Here is a 17953-nt window from a genome sequence, read left to right as displayed (position 1 = left end):
GCTACGGCGACGCTGTCCCAAACCGTCTCTGCTGACGAGGATCGCAGTCGAAGGAGAAGCAGATGAGCTACTATTTCAGCAAAAGCCTCGACATGCCGTTCGACGCGGCGATCGAACATGTCACCAAGAAGCTTGCCGGCAAGGGCTTCGGCATCCTGACGAGGATCGATGTCCAGCAAACCATGAAGGTCAAGCTGGGCGTGGACTTCAAGCCATACATGATCCTCGGCGCCTGCAATCCGCATTTTGCATGGCGAGCGCTACAAGCCGAGGACAAGATCGGCGCCATGCTGCCTTGCAATGTCATTGTGACCGAGATCGCCCCCGGACAGGTCGAGGTAGCGGCTGTCGATCCGATAGCAGCGATGGGAGCGATCGACAACCCGCAACTTGCCGCCATGGCAAAGGACGTCGGGCTGTTGCTACACGAAATGATCGGCGAACTTTGACGACCGCCATGAACGAATCCGTGCTGCGGCGTGCGTTGATGATCATAGCCGTCCTCGGCTTGGCACTTGGGCTGGGTGTTTGGCGAAATGGTATCGACATCGCCTCGCCTGATGCAATCTGGACGGCGGCAACCTTGCCTGTCGTAGCGACGCTTGCCATCTCCATCCTGCGGGATTTCTGGATCGGCCGGATCGGCGTCGATGCGATCGCGCTGGTTTCGATGTCGGCGGCACTGCTGCTTGGGCAGGCTTTGGCGGCCGTGGTTGTCGCGATCATGTATGCCGGCGGCACGGTGCTGGAAGACTTTGCGCGCGGCAGGGCGGAACGCAATCTCAGAGCGCTGACCGACAGGGCGCCGCGCGTGGCGCATCGTACATCCGCCCAGAGCACCGAGACGGTTCCGATCGAGCAAGTGGCGGTCGGCGACGAGCTTCTGGTCCGCGCCGGCGAATTGCTGCCGGTCGACGGGATCCTGATCGACGCTTCAGCCGTGTTGGATGAATCGACCGTCACCGGCGAGCCCCTGCCGAAGCGTCGCGGCGCCGGCGACGCTTTGCGCAGCGGCACAGTCAACGCCGGCGAGGCCTTTGTCATGCGGGCCTCGGCTATCGCCGACAACAGCACCTATGCCGCGATCGTGCGCATGGTCGCGGCCGCGCAAACGGCCAAAGCCCCGTTCATCCGCATTGCTGATCGCTTCGCGCTGCTGCTGCTTCCGATCACGCTGCTGCTCGCTGGCATCGCCTGGTATCTTTCTGAAGATCCGATCCGCGCCCTGGCGGTTTTGGTGGTCGCGACGCCCTGTCCGCTGATCCTCGCGGCTCCCGTCGCATTCATCGGCGGCGTATCACGCGCTGCGCGCGCCGGCATCCTCATGAAGGGCAGCGCGGCACTGGAGGCGCTGGCCCAGATACGCACCGCAATCTTCGACAAGACCGGGACCTTGACGCTCGGCGGCGCCGAACTGCTCGAGATCGAGGTCGCTCCGGGCAGGCAAGCCGATGAGTTGCTGCGGCTGCTGGCCTCGCTCGAACTGGCTTCGCATCATGTTCTTGCGGATTCGATTGTCCGCATCGCCCGCCATAAAACGCTGATGCTCTCCCAGCCTCGTGATGTCCGCGAACATCGTGGAGAAGGTCTCAAGGGTCAGGTTGATCACATGTCGGTCGCGGCCGGATCAAGGCAGCTCGTTCTTGGGAACGAGCCACTGCCTAGATGGGCGGAAAGTGGAGAGAACCGGTATCTTGACGCACAAGTGCTGAGGGTGTTTCTGACTATCGATGACCGGCTAGCAGGTATTCTTACATTCGGAGACGCCGTACGCCAGGATGCTGTCGACACAGTTCGCGCTTTGCGTTCGGCAGGCATCACACGGATAGTCATGCTCACCGGCGACGATGGCAGGGCCGCCGAAAAGGTTTCCGCTTCGCTCAAACTCGACGCCGTATTTGCCGATGCCACGCCTGCAGACAAGGTCGGAACGGTCGAGGCCGAGAAAGCGACGGCGCCGACCATGATGGTCGGCGACGGCATCAACGATGCTCCTGCGCTCGCCGCGGCGACCGTTGGCATCGCGTTGGGAGCCCGAGGCGGTACGGCTTCATCGGAAGCCGCCGATGTTGTCGTGCTGACGGATAGCCTGCGGCCAGTTGTGGAGGCACTGCGGATCGCCACGCGCACGCGCGCGATCGCCCTGCAGAGCATCATCGTCGGACTGGCGCTCTCAGGCGCGGCGATGATCGCGGCCGCCATGGGGCATTTGACGCCCGTGGCAGGCGCATTGCTTCAAGAGGGTATCGACGTCGCTGTGATCCTCAATGCGCTGCGTGCGCTTGGCGAGGGACGTTTGGATCACAGTCGAAAATAGGAGCACTGAAAGGTCATGACGCAGGAGAACCTGGTGGTTTGCACCAAATGCGGCGTGGTCAATCGCCTGCCGTTCAGCCGCAACGGTGCCGACGCCAAATGCGGAAAGTGCGGCGCCTTGCTGTTTTCCGGACTACCGCAGGATGTCGACGCGGCAAACTTCGATCGTCAGATCGGTCGCGGCAGTCTGCCTGTCGTCGTCGACGTCTGGGCTCCATGGTGCGGCCCCTGCAAGATGATGGCGCCCGCCTATGAAGCCGCCGCAAAGGCTCTGGAGCCTCATATGCGGCTGATCAAGCTGAATTCCGACAAGGAGCAAGCCATCGCGGCGAGGCTGGGTATTCGCGGCATCCCCACCCTGATCCTTTTTCACCATCAGCATGAGGTCGCCCGTATCTCGGGCGCGATGGGCACCAGCCAGATTGTCAATTGGGTCCGCAACCACATTCCGGCTGGCAACTGAGCTCTTAACCGACAACCGAGGCCCGTTTGATCCTAGTCAAGGTGGCGTCCGGGCGCTGCGATAGGAATTGCGTAAAGGAGATGCCATGACCACTTTGCAGGATCTTACCCCGAACTTCAGGACCATTCGCTTGCTTCTGGCTCGCGAAAAGGGCCATCCGGAGGGCGAGCGCGAGGAAGGCTACGACGTACTGGCCCCGCTTACCGATGAGGGACGGTTGAATGCCGACGAATGGAAATCGCACAAGGGTTTCTGTCGTGTCCGTCGGTTCCGTACGGGTGAAGACGATCTCATCGGCCGCTTGCGCCGCAAACCTGGCGGGCAATGGTATTTTGACTATGCCGAGGGCGACCGCGACGACGAGGTCGGCTTTCACCTCGGCGAGGAACGCTTCGTGACCGGAGAGTACGTCTCGATCGCTCGCAACGGTTCCATGCACACTTACCAGGTCGCCCGCGTGGAACGGCCTTAGCAGTCCTTCGGTTGGTGGGAGCGAAGTGATATCACGCCGTGTCCTCATTATCGTCGGCCACCCCGATCCGTCTCCGGAGCGGCTCGGCCGCGCCTTGGCCTCCGCATACACCGACGGCGCTGAACGCGCTGGCCATATCGTGCGCAAGATCGATCTGGCTTTGCTGGACATTCCGCTCCTTCGGACAATGCAGGAATTCGAGCACGGAGCGATCCCCGACAGTCTCAAGGAAGCCACCGAGGCGGTCGCATGGGCGGAGCATTTCGTCTTTGTCTTCCCGCTTTGGCTGGGCACTGTGCCAGCTCTGCTCAAAGCGTTCCTCGAGCAGGTGATGCGACCGGGAACGGCGTTCGCCTACGCTGCCAAGGGCGAAGGTTTCGCCAAATCTCTGCTGCGCGGCCGCTCAGCTCGGCTCGTGGTGACGATGGGGATGCCCGCGACCGTCTACAGGATCTGGTTCCTCAGCCACGGAATAGCTGGCGTTCGCCGCGGCATTCTCAACTTTGTCGGGATTAGGCCGGTGAGGGAAACCTTGTTCGGCGCGGTCGCGAACGCCAGCGAGGCGAAACGGGCGAAGTGGATCGGGCAGATGCGTGTGCTCGGTGAGCGGGGGCTTTGAGGCCGTTAACCGGAACAATCGTGAGGGCAATCAGGAGTGCTGGCTCCGGCTGACAAACGCCGGAGCCAACCGAGAGCCACGAGCCTATGGTTTGACTGTAAATTCGGCCCACATGCCGGCGCCGTAGTGGCCTGGCACGTTACAGATCAGCAGGTATTTGCCTGCCTTCAGATCAACGGTCAACGAACCAGATTTGCCAGGATCCAGCTCAGAAACCTCGCCCTTGTCGCCAGCCTTGTCTTCGTCGACCCGGTTCTCTGCATCGATGTAAGGAAGGAGCTTCTTCGGATCGGCAAGAAACATCACGATCATTTCGTGAACGGTATCCTTGGAATCGTTCTTCACCTTGAAGGTGACCTTTCCGGCTTTCACCGCACCAGGGGAAACCTTCATGCCCATGGTGGCTTTTGTCATGTCCAGTCCTGGCGCTGCATAGGCAAGGCCCATCGGCATCTCCGTACTCGCCCCTTTGTCCCAAAGGGAGACCTGGACAAGCGAAGCCGCCCAGACCGAACCGGTACTAGCGGCGATGAGCATGGCGGTGCCAATTCCCAGCTTGGAAATGGTATTCATAGTGATCCTCCATCAGTGTGACAGCGCAAGCGTTACATTTCCCATGAATATTGCTCGCGCGGCCGCCCTATGTCCTTGCGCCAAATCAAACTGGCAGACGACAACTCATCGACGGTGTCACGGCACCAGAACCGCGGCGCCGCTCAGCCTGCCCCTGCGCAAATCGTCCAGCGCCTGGTTGGCCTGCTCCAGCGGATAGACCTTTGTGTGCGTGCGCACCTGAGCGCGCTTTGCTATCGGAATGAACTCCTCCGCGTCACGGCGAGTAAGATTGGCGACTGAAACCAACTCTCTTTCTTCCCAGAGAAGTCGGTAGGGCATCGACGGGATGTCGCTCATATGGATGCCGCCGCAGACCACGCGACCGCCTTTGCGTACAGCCCGCAACGCCGCTGGCACCAGGTCGCCCACAGGGGCGAAAATGATCGCCGCGTCAAGCTCGGCGGCAGGCAGTTCATGGGACGCTCCGGCCCAGGCAACCCCCAACGAGCGTGCGAATTCCTGTGCCTGAACATCGCCAGGTCGGGTGAAGGCGAAGATCTGACACCCCTGCCAGACCGCTACCTGCGTGATGATATGCGCCGCGGCGCCGAAGCCGTAGATGCCCAGTCGGCGGCCGTCGCCAGCCTTCTTGAGGCAGCGCCAGCCGATCAGCCCTGCACATAGGAGTGGCGCCAGCGACACCGGATCCGCGGCGGCATCGAGCTCAAAGGCGAAGCGCTCGTCGGCAACCACATGACTGGCGAAGCCGCCATCTCGCGTGTAGCCGGTGAACAGAGGGAGATCGCAAAGGTTCTCTGCGCCGGCGACGCAATAAGGGCAATGCCCGCAGCTATGCCCCAGCCAAGGAACGCCTACTCTCTTGCTAAGCCGAGACTGTGACACGCCCTCGCCAACCAGGTCCACGATACCGACGATTTCGTGGCCGGGGACAAGCGGCAACTTCTGCCGCGGGAGATCGCCGTCGACGACATGCAGGTCGGTCCGGCAGACGGCGCAGGCTTCGACCCTGAGCCTTATTTCGCCCGGTCTCGGCGTAGGGTCGGGGCGATCGATAGCCTTCAAAGGAGTGCCGAGCCTCTCCAGCACCATTGCCTTCATGATACACCTCGGCCCGGAAATGATTGGGACGGAGTCTTGCCGCGCCCGGCCACAAACTCGGAAATACACTGCCTGACGTGGAACGGTTCTATTGCTGTTGCCTGCTCTTCACCGCCTGCGACCGCGCGTGGCGACCGAAGCCATGGCTCGCCGCAACGTGACTGCGCTTCCGAGCGGAAAGCATTTCGAAATAAAGGCCTAAGGCGGCAAGATAGGCGAGGCCGAGTATCCCAGCCCAGATTTCGACGGCATCGGAGGTCATGACCATATTCCCTTGGATGGATGGTTCCGACCGGATAATCGCCCAGCCAATTCGCGCCGACCTTGATCGCGGTCAATCGCATAGTGCGCGACACGCACGACGAGGCCTGGATCGATCGGATGCTTTCGGGTTCGGCTCTAGGTAGTTTCCCGTAGGGACATAACCGAATTTCGGCGTGGCGGGATTTGCGCGATTTCTGTTGTCACGAATTCACCGGGACCACAGCCATGTACGCTCAAGCCTCCGCCAAGATCGAACTGCCGTCCTATCTTCCCCAGAACCCTGCGCCCTTCTTCGAAGGACCGGCAACGCCGGTTAGCTTCTTCCCGGCAGGCGCCGAAATTTACGCCCAGGGCGAGAAGGCGGGCGCCCTCTACCAGGTCGAATTCGGCGCGGTCCGCATCTACCGGTTGCTCGCCGACGGCCGCCGGCAGATCAGCGCATTCCATTTGGCGGGAGAAACGTTCGGTTTCGAGTCCGACGCCACTCACCACTTCTTCGCCGAAGCCATCAACGCAACCGGTGTCCGGGTCTTTCGCACTCCATCGGGCACGGACATGTCGCGCCAGCTCCTGCCTCTCGCGCTCAAGGGCCTGACCCGAGCGCAGGAACATCTTCTGGTGCTTGGCCGCCAGAACGCCATCGAGCGCGTCGCGGCATTCCTCGTCGAAATGTCGGAGCGTCAGGGCGGGCTGCAGCAGGTGGAATTGCCGATGTCGCGAAACGACATCGGCGACTATCTCGGCCTCACCATCGAAACCGTGTCCCGTGTCCTCACCCGCCTGAAGGAGAAAGGCGTAATTCGCCTGCTCAGCCTGCGCAGCATCGAAATTCTCAAGCGCGATACGCTGCTGGCAATGGGGGAATGAGGCCATTCGAGCCGATTCCCGCGCATCAATCCTGAAAGGGGCGACAATGAAAACCACGCTTACTACCCACACTGGATTTCGCTTTGAAGTTCGTCGTGCACGCCTCGATGATGAGCCGATCGTCGCCGAATTCTTCACGCACGTGACGCCCGAGGACCTGCGCTTCCGCTTCCTCGGGGCCGTGAAGGAAGTCTCGCATGAGCGGCTTGTCGCAATGACCCGCTCCGACGATCCGCACGTCCATAATTTTCTCGCCTTCTCCACCGATGGAATGCTGATTGCGGTGGCGACCCTCGCCGCGGACCCGGCCGACCGGCGTGGCGAAGTCGCCATCTGCATCCGCGAGGATCGCAAGCATCTCGGCGTCAGCTGGGAATTTCTCGGTTATGTCGCGCGTTATGCCGACGATCATGGCATCGAGACCATCGAATCGATCGAGAGCCGCGAAAACCGCGCAGCGATCGAACTCGAGCGCGAGATGGGCTTCATCGTCACGACGGATCCCGATGACCCGACCCTCGTCCTGGTTCAGCGGAAGCTCGGCGCCAAGTTGCCAGGCTAGAGCAAATTCCAGAAAAAGGGCGCGGCGGTTTTCCGACCGGAATTGCGTAAAAACAAAGAGTTAGAGAAGTTCAGCGGTTCTATCAAACGCTGAACTGCTCCAACGCGTTTTGATGATATCGCCCGGGAGCGACGCGCATTTCCGGGCGATATCATTTTAGTCTTTGCCTTCGAAGCCGAGCAACTCAGCGGCCACCGCACGTTCCTCGTCGGCGGGAATGACAAGCACGTCGACCAGGGAGTCGGGGGCGCTGATCAGTTCTTCGCCATGCGCGTTCAACTCCTTGTCGAGCGCGACGCCCAGCCATCCCGTGGCTTGGCAGATGCTCTGCCGGACCGCGGGCGCATGCTCGCCGATGCCCGCCGTGAACACGAGGGTGTCGAGCCCGCCTATCGCCGCGGCAAGCGATCCGATCTCGCGCCCAACACGATAGACGAAGAGATCGACGGCGCGCATCGCCGCCGGGTCTTCCGATGCAAGCAGTGTCTGCATGTTTCCCGAGATGCCGGATACCCCCAGCAGACCGGATCGCTGATAGAGCAAGTCGGCAAGTTCGTCCGAGGACACCTTCCGGTCCTGCAGAAGGTGCAGGAGGACCCCGGGATCGATCGCCCCGCAACGCGTGCTCATGACGAGGCCGTCAAGCGTCGAGAAACCCATGGTGGTAGCATGGCTTGCTCCTGCCTTCATCGCACAAAGGCTCGCCCCGCTGCCGAGATGCGCAACGATCGCTCGGCCGCCGGCGGCGGAACCGTAACGGTTGCGGAGCTCGCTGGCGATATGACTGTAGGAGAGCCCATGGAACCCATAGGACACGATGCCCTGCTCCGACATCTCATGCGGCAAGCCATAAAGTCTTGCGAGTTCCGGCTGCGTCGCGTGAAAGGCGGTGTCGAAGCAGCCGAGCTGCGTGGTGCCGGGCAAGAGGCGGCTGGCCAGGTCGACGAGCTCCAGGTTGATCGCTTGATGAATCGGGGCGAGCGGCTCGAGCCTGCGTAAGGCACCGAGCGTGCGCTGGTCGAGCAGCGTTGCGCGGGCAAACTCCCGGCCGCCATGCACGATGCGATGCCCGACCCGACGCACCCGGCGCAGGAGGTCGCGGTCCGCAAGATAGGACGCAACGGCTTCGAACGCCTTGCCGATGGAGATCGGCTGTTCGCCAAGGCTCCTGTCGAACGGCGGCGTCATTGCCGTGGGCGCGACGTGAAGCCGGGGCCGCTCGCCGATTGACGAGACGCTGCCACGCACCAGCAGATGGAGCTCGTCGCGCCATTGGAAGACGGCGAACTTCAGGCTTGATGAGCCGCCATTGAGGACGAGAATTGCATCGGTCATGGCAGGCCGGTCCCAGCCTTTTTTGCAAGCCCGATCCTCTCAGCCCGGCACTTCGTCATCGACTACTGCTCCCACTTCCAACCGAGAATCTCGGGCATGTCCTGCCCATGCTTGCGGATATAGGCTCCGTGCTCGATCAGCTTGCCTTCCATGGCCTGTCTCAGGTGGATGTGCGCGCCGGCCGGCTCGGGGATGCGGTCGAGCACGCCGAGCACGAGATGGTAGCGATCGAGCCCATTCAGAACGGTCATGTCGAACGGCGTCGTCGTCGTCCCTTCCTCATTGTAACCGCGTACATGGATGTTGTCGTGATTGGTCCGCCGGTAGGTCAGGCGATGGATGGTCCATGGATAGCCGTGGTAGGCGAAGATGACGGGCTTGTTGCTGGTGAACAACGCATCGAACTCGCGATCCGACAGGCCGTGCGGATGGTGTTCCTTTGGCTGAAGGGTCATCAGGTCGACGACGTTCACCAAGCGAATCTTGAGCTCGGGAATGTGGTGTTTCAGAATCTGGACGGCGGCCAGCGTCTCGAGCGTCGGCACGTCGCCGGCGCAGGCCATCACCACATCCGGTTCGGCCCCACCGTCGGTCGACGCCCACTCCCATATGCCGATGCCGGCGTTGCAGTGGACTTTCGCCTCTTCCATGGAGAGCCACTGCCAGGAATTGGCTTTGCCGGCGACGATGACGTTGATGCGGTTCCATGTCTTAAGCACATGATCGGTCACGCAAAGCAGGCTGTTGGCATCCGCCGGCAGATAGACGCGCACGACATCCGCTTTCTTGTTCAGCGCGACGTCGATGAAGCCTGGATCCTGATGGCTGAAGCCATTGTGCTCCTGCTGCCAGACATGGCTGGACAACAGATAGTTCAGCGAAGCGATCGGTCGCCGCCAGGCGAGCTTGCGGCAGGCGTCCAACCATTTCGCATGCTGGTTGAACATGGAATCGACAATGTGCGTGAAGGCCTCGTAGCAGGAGAAGAAGCCGTGGCGCCCGGTAAGCAGGTAACCTTCCAGCCAACCCTGGCACGTATGCTCGGATAGAATTTCCAGAACCCTGCCTTCCCGCGCCAGGTGGACGTCCTCCGGAAGGACTTCCTCCATCCAGGCGCGCTCCGTCACCTCGAAGACATCCTGCCACCGGTTCGAAGCCGTCTCGTCGGGCCCGACGATGCGGAAGTTCCTGCTGGCCCGGTTCAACGTTATGACGTCGCGCAGGAAGCTGCCCATCACCCGGGTAGACTCCGCCTTGACGCCGCCGGGCCGCTCGACCGGGACGGCGTGCTCGTGCAGGCCGGGCAACTCGAGAGACCGGCGCAGCAGGCCGCCATTGGCATGCGGATTGGCGCTCATGCGCCGATCACCTTGCGGCACGGTGGCGCGGATCGAAGCCACAGGCGCGCCTGAGGCATCGAAAAGCTCTTCGGGCCGGTAACTTCTCATCCACTCCTCGAGCATCCTCAGATGCGCAGGGTTTTCGGCAAGGCCGGAGAGCGGAACCTGGTGGGCGCGCCAGAAGCCCTCGGTCTTCAGCCCGTCGACCTCCTTGGGCCCGGTCCAGCCCTTCGGGCTTCGCAGCACGATCATCGGCCATTTCGGCCGCGGCTGCGCGGTCTTCAGGCCGCTGCGAGCCGCATCCTGAATCCCCTTGATGCGGTCGAGCGCGTCGTCGAGCACGACCGCCATCTGCTCATGCATCAGGGCCGGATCATCACCTTCGACGAACAGCGGCTCGTAGCCGTAGCCGACGAACAGCGCGCGCAGCTCTTCCTCGGGGATGCGAGCCAGAATTGTGGGATTGGCGATCTTGTAGCCGTTGAGGTGGAGGATCGGCAGCACCGCGCCGTCAAGCGCCGGGTTGAGGAACTTGTTGGAATGCCAGGACGTGGCGAGCGGCCCGGTCTCCGCCTCGCCGTCGCCGACGACGCAGGCGACGATAAGGTCCGGGTTGTCGAAGGCCGCGCCATAGGCATGCGACAGCGCGTAACCGAGCTCGCCGCCTTCATGGATCGAGCCGGGCACATCGGGCGCGGCATGGCTTGGGATTCCGCCCGGAAACGAGAACTGCCGGAAGAGCTTCTTCATTCCGGCATCGCCCGGCGCGACGTCCGGATTGATCTCGCTGTAAGTGCCCTCGAGGTAGGTATTGGCGACCATCGCCGGGCCCCCATGACCAGGACCGCAGACATAGATGACATTGGCATCGCGCTGTCTGATTGCGCGGTTGAGATGCGCGTAGATGAAGCTGAGCCCCGGGGACGTTCCCCAATGCCCAAGCAGCCTTGACTTGACATGCTCCAGCCGAAGCGGCTCACGAAGCAGCGGATTGTCGAGCAGGTAAATCTGTCCGATGGTCAGGTAGTTGGCTGCACGCCAATAGGCATCGATGTCATGCAGTTCCTGGGCGGACAAGCGGTTGGTGCTGGAACGCTCGTTCATTTCCGACTCCTTCGCTGGTTTGAAACCGATCCGGCTGAAAGCACAACGCATCGACGCTGCCACCGGTTCATGACCGGTCGGTGTCAAGACCGGACGTCCTCGATCTATACGGCGAAGAAACGTCGAGCTTTGATCCATCGCAAAATGCCAAGGCAGGCTGGCTGCAGCTTCAAATCTCACGTCGAGCTGCGGTTTCGTCGCGCAAGGCAAGACAGCGCTATGTTTGTTTCAGAGCAACGAACGCGCCATAAAACTCAGTCAGGATGGTTTGCGTGCAAATGCAGATAATCGGCATGAAACGCAAGTTGAACGACGATGCGACGATGGACGGGATCATGCGCGAGACGCCGGCGGCAATCCGCGTCGTTCTCCAGCACGGAATGCTGTGCGTCGGCTGCCCGATCGCTTCCTTCCACACCGTTTCCGATGCGGCGCGCGAGCATGATCTCGACGAGGATCAGCTTCGCCGCGACCTGCAGGCAGCGATCCAAAGTGATGTGGACTAGGTTTTGGCCGCGCGGCCTTCAGCGATGACGAGGAGCCGATGCGGCTCAATCACGACTACTCTCTGTCGCCCACTCTTGACGAGCCCTTGGTCTTCCCAGGCAGAAAGCAACCGGCTCACCGTGTGGAGCGTGGTGCCCGTCATTTCCGCGACGTCCTGGCGTGAAATCGGAAAGTCGATCAGAATTCCTTCCTCGGTCTTTTTCCCCGACTGCTTGATCAGCTTGAGCAACGCATGCGCGACGCGCTGTTCCACCTGCTCCGTGGACATCTCGATGACGCGTGCGTGGGCATCCTGCAGCCTGGCACCCACCGCCTTGTAGGTATTGGCGCTAAAGTTCGGGAAGCTGGTCGCGAATGCGGGCCAGAGCTGGCTTGGCCAGGCAAGCGCCACGCAATCGACGGCCGCTACGGCATTTGCCGGATAAGTCGTCCGGCCTAAAGCGCTGGCGATCCCCATCAATTCGCCTGGGCTTATGTAGCGCACGGTCACCTCGTGCCCATCTGGAGTCGATTTCACCACGCGCACATGGCCGTCGAGCAGCAGGAAGAATGAATGCGCCTCCTGTTCCTGCTCGAACACCGGTTGATCCCTGGCGATGCGAATGGACCTCGCCTGGCCGATTATGCGATCGAGATCCGCCGCAGCGATCCCCTCGAAGACCGACAGCCCGGCAATCAATGACCGATCAAGGCTTGCCAACTGCCTTCCCTCCCCAACTCAACTGCGCAGCCCCCCGAGTTGCGGACCAGACTGTGTCACGACCGATAGGCTATCGGCAAGGGAAGCCTCGTCCCGCTGCCGCCAGCCAGTCGCTCTCTTGTTTGCGCTGAGGCAAATGTCTCTCCCTGGAACCGGGATAGAAGATCCGCTTGGGCGCTTTGCCCGGATTTCAACGAGGCATGTCATGGCAATTCCGCGCACGCGGCCAAGCGCCTATCCGGCGATACTCTCCTACGGCTTCCGGCCCTTCTTCCTATTGGCGTCGCTGCAAGCCGCGCCACCCATTTTCGTCGAGCAATTTGCGCCAGCGCAAATCGCCAAGTCGTCCGGCGATCTACAAGGGCGCAACGGTTGATGCCGTGGTGAACCAAAAGAAAGGACTATTCCAATGAAACTGCCCCTCATTGCCGCGGCGATCGCGTTGCTCTCAATTGCCGGCGCTGCAAATGCCGAAGAACATGTCGTCCAGATGCTGAACAAGGGTGACAAGGGCTCGATGGTCTTCCAGCCCGACTTCGTCCGTGCCGCTCCCGGCGACACCATCAAGTTCGTGCCAACCGACAAGACCCACAACGCCGAGATCATCAAGGGCATGATCCCGGACGGCGCGGAAGCCTTCAAAGGCAAGCCGAGCGAGGAGATCGCGGTCACCCTCACCAAGGAAGGTGTCTATGGCGTGAAGTGCGCTCCCCACTATGGCATGGGCATGGTGGCGCTGATCGTCGTCGGCAAGCCGGTCAACCTGGACGCGGCGGAGGCCGTCAAGCAGGTCGGCAAGGCAAAGCCGGCCTTCGCCGAGCTGTTCGCCGAGGCGACCAAAGCCGCTTCGAACTGATCCGACAGCACAGGGGACTGCCTCCGGCGGTGGCGAGCCGGAAGCACTGGCCGGGCAGACCTGGGGGAGAGGTCTGACCCGGCCATTTTCATTTTACGATCTGGCACGCCGCTGCAGCCGCAACGACCGCTGTCGGCAATTGCCTCCAAAGTGAAAATTCATTTGTTTCAGATTTGCGCAAACGCAAAGACGTGTGGCGCAAAGATACTATCCTGGCTTCATCGAAACCATTGAAGTCGAGGAGATGAAGCATGCTTACGAGACGCGAAGCTTTGCTGGGTTCTGTTCTAACCGCCGCCGCCGTCGCCACCATCGGCTCGACGCCGGTAATGGCCGCCGCGAAGGATGTGGCCGGGCTGCCGCGCGAGAAGGTGACCCTTGTCGCGCCGCCGTTCGTGCACGCTCATGATCAGGTGGCCAAGGGCGGCCCCAAGGTCGTCGAGTTCACTATGAAGATCGAGGAAAAGCCGCTGGTTATCGATGCTGGCGGCACGCAGCTCAACGCCATGACCTACAACGGCTCCATACCAGGCCCTCTGATGGTCGTGCACGAGGGCGACTACCTCGAACTCACGCTGATCAATCCCGACACCAACACGCTCGCCCACAACATCGATTTCCATGCGGCGACCGGCGGGCTCGGCGGCGGCGCTCTGACGCTGATCAACCCGGGCGAGCAGGTGACGTTGCGCTTCAAGGCGACCCGCTCCGGCACATTCGTCTACCATTGCGCCCCCGGCGGGGCGATGATCCCGTGGCATGTCGTGTCGGGGATGAGTGGCGCGGTGATGGTCCTGCCGCGCGACGGCCTGAAGGACGAAAAGGGCAAGCCCGTCCGCTACGACCGCATCTACTATATCGGCGAGAACGACTTCTACATTCCGCGCGACGAGCAGGGGAAATTCAAGAAGTACGACTCGGCCGGCGACAACTATGACGACACAGTGAAGGTGATGCGCGGCCTGATCCCGACGCATGTCGTGTTCAACGGCAAGGCCGGATCGCTGACCGGTGAAAACGCCATGAAGGCCAAAGTCGGGGAAACGGTTCTGATCGTCCACTCTCAGGCAAATCGCGACACTCGTCCGCACCTGATCGGTGGCCACGGCGACTTCGTCTGGGAAGGCGGCAAGTTCGCGAACCCGCCCGCCAAGGATATGGAAACCTGGTTCATTCGCGGCGGTTCGGCAGGCGCGGCGCTCTATACCTTCCGGCAGCCTGGCGTCTATGCCTATGTCAATCACAACCTGATCGAGGCTGTCGAGCTCGGCGCGACCGCCCACTTCACCGTCGATGGAACCTGGGACGACGATCTGATGATGCAGATCGAAGCTCCCAAGGCGATTGCCTCGTAAATCGGAAAGAGACCTCCCGCGACCTGCCGGCGCGACCGGCGGGTCGCACCCGCAGGCGGACTTTGAACATGTCCTTCGATCCTGTCTTCACATTTGGAACCATTGCTGCCGCCGCCCTCGTCGGTCTCGGTGTCAGCAACGCGATCGACGGGACGTCCTCTCTGCCCCGGGTTCCAGCTGCTACGGTAGAACTGGTAGTCCTGACGCCCGGATCATTCGAACACCCGCAGCCAGGCGAGTTCCTCAGGGACAACCATCCCGTGCCTGCGCCCGTGGCGAAGGAAACCATCGACACGCCTCTGGAAATCATGAAGTTCCAGGTGACCGCATCCGACTATGACCGCTGCGTTTCGGACGGCGCCTGCAAGCCTTCCGATTCGAGCATTGTCGGCAACGTTCCGGCGACGGGCGTCAGCTTCCTCGACGCGGCGGCTTATGCGAAGTGGCTATCGGCAAAGACAGGTGAGACGTGGCGCCTGCCGACCGATGTCGAGTGGGCCTATGCCGCGGCCGAGCGGTTTCGGGCCGATATAGAAGCTGGTGAAGGCGACCCGGCCGATCCGGCAAGGCGATGGCTCGCCCAATATCGCAACGAGTCGGCGCTCGGCCGCAAGGCAGATCCCGAACCAAGGCCTTCCGGGGCATTTGGAACCAATTCAAAAGATGTTGCGGACATCGCCGGCAACGTCTGGGAATGGACATCGACCTGTTATGCCCATGTGACGATGTCCAGCGATGGTGTTGCCGGTTCGCTCAGCAATTGCGGCGTGCATGTTGTGGAGGGTTTCCACCGCACTTACATGTCGAACTTCATCCGCGACGGCAAAAGCGGCGGCTGCGCGGTCGGCACCCCGCCGGACAATCTCGGATTTCGCCTTGTCCATGATCGCGGTAGCCCCCTGCAGGCGGTCCTTCGCCGCCTTGGCCTCACCTGACTGCTCGAAAAAGGAACGAGAATGACTTCAAAGCCGGTCTTTCTGGACAGGGTTCGCCCTGCCGCCGAACAGTCCCTGGCCCGCCCCGGCGTCGACCGAGCCTCGATAGGAGTGCTGGTCCGCGAATTCTATTCCAGCGTGCGAAAAGATGAGCGACTTGGACCCATCTTCGCTCGAGAAATCACTGGCGATTGGGAGCCTCATTTGGAGAAGATGACGGACTTCTGGTGCTCCGTGATACTGAAGAGCGGCGACTATCATGGACGGCCGGTGCCGGCTCACTTGAAGCTCAGGGATGTCACTGAAGAAGACTTCGATATCTGGCTGGCTCTCTTCAGCAAGACGGCGTCCGAGCTCTTCACCCCCGACATCGCGGCAGTGTTCGTTGAGCGGGCCGAACGGATAGCGACAAGCCTGAAGCTCGCGATGCTCTTCCGCCTCGGCTCCGCCGCCGCAGCTGGCGGCTAGAGCAATTCCAGGAAAAGTGTAAGCGGTTTTCCGTCCGGAATTGCGTAAAAACAAAGAGATAGGGCGTTTCACCGGTTCCGTGAAACGGTGAAACGCACCAGCTGCAATCCCGCCGGCGCGAGGGAATTTGTCGAGTTGGCAGCAGGGCTTGATTTTGCGCAAGGACCGCGGCGGTCCGGCTTCGTAGTTTCAGCCGATGATCCTCAATCTTTGCACCGGCACGATCGTCATCAGCCTGACGGTCCTGATCCACACTTTCGGCCTGATCGCCATCACCCACGTGATGGCACGCCTCGTGGCGTTCTTCCGCATGCATGGGCGGCGCAGCCGGGTTCTGGCCATGATCACCGTGGTCATGGGGCTTTTCGCGGTGATGACGGCGGAAGTCTGGCTATGGGCCGGAGTCTACCGGTTGCTCGGAATCCTGAGCGATTTCGAGACGGCGCTTTACTTCTCGACCATAACCTTTTCGACGGTCGGCTATGGAGATGTGGTGCCCGCTCATGGCTGGCGCGTGTTGGCGGCGCTGGAGGGCATCAACGGCTTTTTGCTGATTGGTTGGTCGACCGCCTATCTGATCGCGGCCGGCACCCGTGTCGGCCCTTTCAGGGTAGGCGAGCATTTTTGATCTGCGACCCGAGCCATGCTCAGACCGCTATCGAATGCCTGCCGATTCCATTGCCAAGATATTTGTCGAATTTCGCCGCCACCGTCCTGACCAGAGGACGGCTTTCCTCCGGCACGACGAAGTTTTCACCATCGAGCCGAAGAAGTTGACCGGCGCCGCTGATGGCCAAGCGGCTCGCCTCACAGAGCAGTGTCTGGCCGACCGCCCCGAATCGTTCCACGAGGTCCACGGCCGAGAAGGCGAAGCTGCACATCAGACGCTCGATGATCCAGCCCCGCGCCAGATCATCCAGACTGAACTCGACACCTCGCGCTATTGCCAGTTGTCCGGAATCCACGGCCTTTTCGTACTCACCGGTCGCAACGATATTTTGTGCATAGCCCTGGCGAAACCGGCTGATCGAGGACGGGCCAAGACCGACAAGGGTTTCGCATTGATCTTCGGTATAGCCTTGGAAATTGCGCCGGATCTTGCCGGCGCGAGCGGCGATCGCCAACGCGTCCTGCGGCTTGGCGAAGTGGTCCAGCCCCAAGGCTTCGTAGCCGGCATCGACAATCATTTGGGCGGCAAGCCGTGACTGTGCCAGGCGAGCGGCGGAATCGGGCAGCCACGCCTCATCGATCATCGTTTGATGCTTCTTGAACCAGGGCACGTGCGCATAGCCGAACAGGGCCAGCCTGTCAGGCGCCAGCGTAAGCGCCTGGGAGACCGTCGCCGCAACGCTTTCGCAAGTCTGGTGTGGCAGCCCGTACAAAAGATCCAGGTTGACGGATAGAGCGCCTCGCGCGCGCACCGCATCGACGATGCTCTTCGTCAGCTCGAAGCTCTGCTCGCGGTTGATCGCCTTCTGCACCTTGGGATCGAAGTCCTGGACACCAAGGCTCGCTCGCGTCATGCCGATCGCTGCGAAGGCATCGAGCCGCCCCTCGTCCATGTCGTTCGGATCGATCTCGACGCTGAGGCTGGCATCGTCGAGGAAGTCGAACCGATCCCGCAACGCCCTTCCAAGCATGAGGATGTCGTCGGGCTTCAGCATCGTCGGGGAGCCGCCACCGAAATGAACAGCGCGGACCTTGCCCCTGCCGTTCACAAGGCCACCGACAGTTTCGATCTCCCTGTGGAGCGAGCGCAGGAAGGTGGCAACGGGCGCATAGTGACGTGTCTGCTTGGTGTGGCAGGCGCAGAACCAGCACAACCGGTCGCAATAGGGGATGTGCAGATAGAGCGATATCTCGTCATCGCCCTCAAGCGCATCCAGCCACCCGCGAACCGTCACTGCGTCAACACCGGGATGAAAGTGCGGTGCCGTGGGATAGCTCGTGTAACGCGGTACGTTGTCGCCGAGGCTCACGGTCTGAGTTGGGCGCGGGGAATGGATGGCAGCGGCGGGAGCGGTCATGACGATCAAACTGCCCGAATGACGCCGGTTAAACCTTGATTTCGATCAAGGCGGCCCAGGCCACAACCAGCGCAAATTGCCATCCCTAT

20 protein-coding genes are annotated in these 17953 nt (G+C 61.5%); 14 read left to right on the top strand and 6 right to left on the bottom strand.

The window, feature by feature from the left end; translation table 11 throughout:
* The first annotated feature begins 62 nt into the window (after window positions 1-62).
* The 5 genes from AC0YKC_RS21575 to AC0YKC_RS21555 all read left to right on the top strand — a co-directional run bounded on the left by AC0YKC_RS21575 (window position 63) and on the right by AC0YKC_RS21555 (window position 3870).
* Entirely contained in the window at window positions 63-449 is a 387-nt protein-coding gene (locus tag AC0YKC_RS21575; RefSeq protein ID WP_320297196.1) for a DUF302 domain-containing protein, read from the top strand.
* An 8-nt stretch (window positions 450-457) separates the two neighbouring features.
* Window positions 458-2317 (top strand): heavy metal translocating P-type ATPase, encoded by a 1860-nt coding sequence (locus AC0YKC_RS21570; protein WP_434723536.1) that lies wholly within the window; start codon window positions 458-460, stop codon window positions 2315-2317.
* A gap of 15 nt (window positions 2318-2332) precedes the next feature.
* The gene (trxC, locus tag AC0YKC_RS21565; protein ID WP_320297198.1) at window positions 2333-2779 is read left to right on the top strand and encodes a thioredoxin TrxC; all 447 of its coding nucleotides are present in this window, start codon (window positions 2333-2335) and stop codon (window positions 2777-2779) included.
* 85 nt (window positions 2780-2864) lie between these two features.
* Window positions 2865-3251, top strand: coding sequence for a hypothetical protein (locus AC0YKC_RS21560; protein ID WP_320297199.1), 387 nt, complete (start codon window positions 2865-2867; stop codon window positions 3249-3251).
* A gap of 28 nt (window positions 3252-3279) precedes the next feature.
* On the top strand, window positions 3280-3870 hold the full coding sequence (locus AC0YKC_RS21555) for an NAD(P)H-dependent oxidoreductase (RefSeq protein ID WP_488512600.1): 591 nt from the start codon (window positions 3280-3282) through the stop codon (window positions 3868-3870).
* Between the two features lie 84 nt (window positions 3871-3954).
* On the opposite strand, the gene AC0YKC_RS21550 is transcribed toward AC0YKC_RS21555, so the two are convergent.
* Together AC0YKC_RS21550 and AC0YKC_RS21545 are read right to left on the bottom strand one after the other, a co-directional pair.
* Window positions 3955-4443, bottom strand: a complete 489-nt coding sequence (locus AC0YKC_RS21550) for a plastocyanin/azurin family copper-binding protein (RefSeq protein WP_488512472.1) — start codon at window positions 4441-4443, stop codon at window positions 3955-3957.
* Between the two features lie 117 nt (window positions 4444-4560).
* The gene (locus tag AC0YKC_RS21545) at window positions 4561-5544 is read right to left on the bottom strand and encodes a zinc-dependent alcohol dehydrogenase family protein (RefSeq protein WP_488512470.1); all 984 of its coding nucleotides are present in this window, start codon (window positions 5542-5544) and stop codon (window positions 4561-4563) included.
* A 489-nt stretch (window positions 5545-6033) separates the two neighbouring features.
* On the opposite strand from AC0YKC_RS21545, the gene AC0YKC_RS21540 reads away from it, so the two are divergent.
* Window positions 6034-6675: a helix-turn-helix domain-containing protein gene (locus AC0YKC_RS21540; protein ID WP_488512469.1), complete on the top strand. Its 642-nt coding sequence runs from the start codon at window positions 6034-6036 to the stop codon at window positions 6673-6675.
* 46 nt (window positions 6676-6721) lie between these two features.
* Complete coding sequence (locus AC0YKC_RS21535) at window positions 6722-7237, top strand: GNAT family N-acetyltransferase (RefSeq protein ID WP_430699277.1); 516 nt, start codon at window positions 6722-6724, stop codon at window positions 7235-7237.
* A gap of 156 nt (window positions 7238-7393) precedes the next feature.
* Here the strand turns inward: AC0YKC_RS21535 and AC0YKC_RS21530 are convergent, their stop codons facing one another.
* Together AC0YKC_RS21530 and AC0YKC_RS21525 are read right to left on the bottom strand one after the other, a co-directional pair.
* Entirely contained in the window at window positions 7394-8572 is a 1179-nt protein-coding gene (locus AC0YKC_RS21530) for an acetate/propionate family kinase (RefSeq protein WP_488512468.1), read from the bottom strand.
* 62 nt (window positions 8573-8634) lie between these two features.
* Window positions 8635-11016, bottom strand: a complete 2382-nt coding sequence (locus AC0YKC_RS21525; protein ID WP_488512467.1) for a phosphoketolase family protein — start codon at window positions 11014-11016, stop codon at window positions 8635-8637.
* A 305-nt stretch (window positions 11017-11321) separates the two neighbouring features.
* Between AC0YKC_RS21525 and AC0YKC_RS21520 the strand changes: the two genes are divergently transcribed.
* Window positions 11322-11522, top strand: a complete 201-nt coding sequence (locus AC0YKC_RS21520; RefSeq protein WP_488512466.1) for a DUF1858 domain-containing protein — start codon at window positions 11322-11324, stop codon at window positions 11520-11522.
* On the opposite strand, the gene AC0YKC_RS21515 is transcribed toward AC0YKC_RS21520, so the two are convergent.
* The gene (locus tag AC0YKC_RS21515; protein WP_488512465.1) at window positions 11519-12223 is read right to left on the bottom strand and encodes a Crp/Fnr family transcriptional regulator; all 705 of its coding nucleotides are present in this window, start codon (window positions 12221-12223) and stop codon (window positions 11519-11521) included. The two genes, AC0YKC_RS21520 and AC0YKC_RS21515, sit on opposite strands and share 4 nt — an antisense overlap.
* 205 nt (window positions 12224-12428) lie before the next feature.
* Between AC0YKC_RS21515 and AC0YKC_RS21510 the strand changes: the two genes are divergently transcribed.
* The 6 genes from AC0YKC_RS21510 to AC0YKC_RS21485 all read left to right on the top strand — a co-directional run bounded on the left by AC0YKC_RS21510 (window position 12429) and on the right by AC0YKC_RS21485 (window position 16465).
* A complete protein-coding gene (locus AC0YKC_RS21510) occupies window positions 12429-12599 on the top strand; it encodes a hypothetical protein (protein ID WP_320297251.1) in 171 nt (56 codons plus the stop codon).
* Window positions 12600-12632: 33 nt separating this feature from the next.
* Window positions 12633-13079: a pseudoazurin gene (locus tag AC0YKC_RS21505; protein WP_320297209.1), complete on the top strand. Its 447-nt coding sequence runs from the start codon at window positions 12633-12635 to the stop codon at window positions 13077-13079.
* A 251-nt stretch (window positions 13080-13330) separates the two neighbouring features.
* Window positions 13331-14434 (top strand): copper-containing nitrite reductase, encoded by a 1104-nt coding sequence (gene nirK, locus AC0YKC_RS21500; protein WP_488512464.1) that lies wholly within the window; start codon window positions 13331-13333, stop codon window positions 14432-14434.
* A gap of 68 nt (window positions 14435-14502) precedes the next feature.
* Window positions 14503-15369, top strand: coding sequence for an SUMF1/EgtB/PvdO family nonheme iron enzyme (locus AC0YKC_RS21495; protein ID WP_488512463.1), 867 nt, complete (start codon window positions 14503-14505; stop codon window positions 15367-15369).
* Window positions 15370-15390: 21 nt separating this feature from the next.
* On the top strand, window positions 15391-15837 hold the full coding sequence (locus AC0YKC_RS21490) for a group III truncated hemoglobin (protein ID WP_488512462.1): 447 nt from the start codon (window positions 15391-15393) through the stop codon (window positions 15835-15837).
* Between the two features lie 196 nt (window positions 15838-16033).
* Window positions 16034-16465: a potassium channel family protein gene (locus AC0YKC_RS21485; protein WP_488512461.1), complete on the top strand. Its 432-nt coding sequence runs from the start codon at window positions 16034-16036 to the stop codon at window positions 16463-16465.
* A 19-nt stretch (window positions 16466-16484) separates the two neighbouring features.
* Here the strand turns inward: AC0YKC_RS21485 and hemN are convergent, their stop codons facing one another.
* Window positions 16485-17864, bottom strand: a complete 1380-nt coding sequence (hemN, locus tag AC0YKC_RS21480; RefSeq protein ID WP_488512460.1) for an oxygen-independent coproporphyrinogen III oxidase — start codon at window positions 17862-17864, stop codon at window positions 16485-16487.
* Window positions 17865-17953 lie beyond the last annotated feature (89 nt).

The sequence above is a fragment of the Mesorhizobium sp. CNPSo 4661 genome (assembly GCF_057784215.1).
The sequence above is the reverse complement of the archived record's forward strand: the minus strand, read 5'-3'. Positions and strand labels throughout refer to the sequence as shown.